This is a genomic window from Paenibacillus baimaensis (genome assembly GCF_025567575.1).
In genome coordinates this window covers 1-1,348 of the sequence record NZ_JAOQIO010000030.1, presented here as the reverse complement: position 1 = coordinate 1,348, position 1,348 = coordinate 1, and the positions used below count along the sequence as shown (strand labels likewise).

The following is a 1,348-nucleotide window of genomic DNA, read 5'->3' as shown; positions in this document are numbered from 1 at the left end:
AGAGTCTGTAAAATAGTTTGTGTAAACTCCTAAATCTATTAAAATGGAAGTAGATGAAAGGTTGGGGAGAACACATGGGATTATGGACAAAGCAGCAGCTTCGCGAGTTTATCAAGGAGAATAAGTTGGTAACGGCTCAAGATGCCCAGAACGCATTGAAGAATCTGTTTGCAGAGACGATTCAGGAGATGCTGGAAGCGGAAATGGATACGCATTTAGGCTATCAAAAGCATGAAATCGAGAACAAAAAAACATCGAACAGTCGCAATGGAAAGAGCAAAAAGCTAGTAACCAGTGAGTATGGAGAACAAGAAATCATCACTCCCCGTGACCGACAAGGCGAGTTTGAACCCCTTGTGGTGAAGAAGCATCAGTCCAATGTAACGGGCATTGAGGACCAAATTATTGCCTTGTACGCTAAGGGAGTCAGCACGCGTGACATCCAAGACCACCTAGAAAACCTCTATGGCATTGAAGTCTCACCTACCCTCATTTCCAACGTTACGAACAAGATCGTTCCGCTCATCAAAGAGTGGCAGAACCGCCCCCTACAAGGCGTTTACGCTGTCGTATTTCTAGATGCGATTCACTTCAAAGTCAAGCAGGACGGGGCTATTGTGAACAAAGCAGCCTACATGGTGATTGGAATCGATCTCGACGGAAGTAAGGATGTACTCGGCATGTGGATCGGTGAAAATGAATCCGCGAAGTTCTGGCTAAGTGTCTTAAACGATCTGAAGAATCGCGGCGTTCAGGACATTCTAATTACTTGTGTAGACAATTTAACCGGCTTTACGCAAGCTATTTCGGCTTGCTTTCCCAAAACAGAAATTCAGAAATGCATCATTCACCAAATACGCAACTCTACCCGCTATGTTTCTTACAAAGATTTGAAGAAGGTAACGGCTGATCTTAAGCCTATTTACAAAGCCGTTTCCGAAGAAATGGCGCTTGTCGAACTCGACCGATTTGAGGAAGCCTGGGGAACCAAGTATCCACTTATCCTTCGCTCTTGGCGTAATAACTGGGATGAATTGGCTACCTTTTTCAAGTATCCGCCTGAAATCCGCAAGCTGATCTACACGACCAACATCATAGAGAGCTACCACCGTCAGCTTCGAAAGGTAACCAAGGGAAAGAGCATCTTCCCGACGGACGAATCTCTCTTGAAAATGCTCTATTTAGCCACGATGGATGTTACGCGAAAATGGACAGGCCGCGTCCAAAATTGGGGACAAATGCTGCTCCAGTTATCTGTTTTTTATCCAGATCGTATCGGCCAACATCTACGCTGATTTTTTTCTCCCCTCGGGGAGAAGTCTTTTAAAAGAGTTTACACAAAAGATTT

At 44.7% G+C, this 1,348-nt stretch carries 1 protein-coding gene; it reads left to right on the top strand.

Translation table 11 applies throughout. The features are described 5' to 3' along the window. The first annotated feature begins 74 nt into the window (after positions 1-74). Positions 75-1,295 (top strand): IS256 family transposase, encoded by a 1,221-nt coding sequence (locus OB236_RS10700; RefSeq protein WP_262683988.1) that lies wholly within the window; start codon positions 75-77, stop codon positions 1,293-1,295. Positions 1,296-1,348 lie beyond the last annotated feature (53 nt).

Excerpts from the sequence above, each read along its gene's own strand:
- OB236_RS10700 (WP_262683988.1), top strand. The coding sequence starts at position 75 with ATGGGATTATGGACAAAGCAGCAGCTTCGCGAGTTTATCAAGGAGAAT.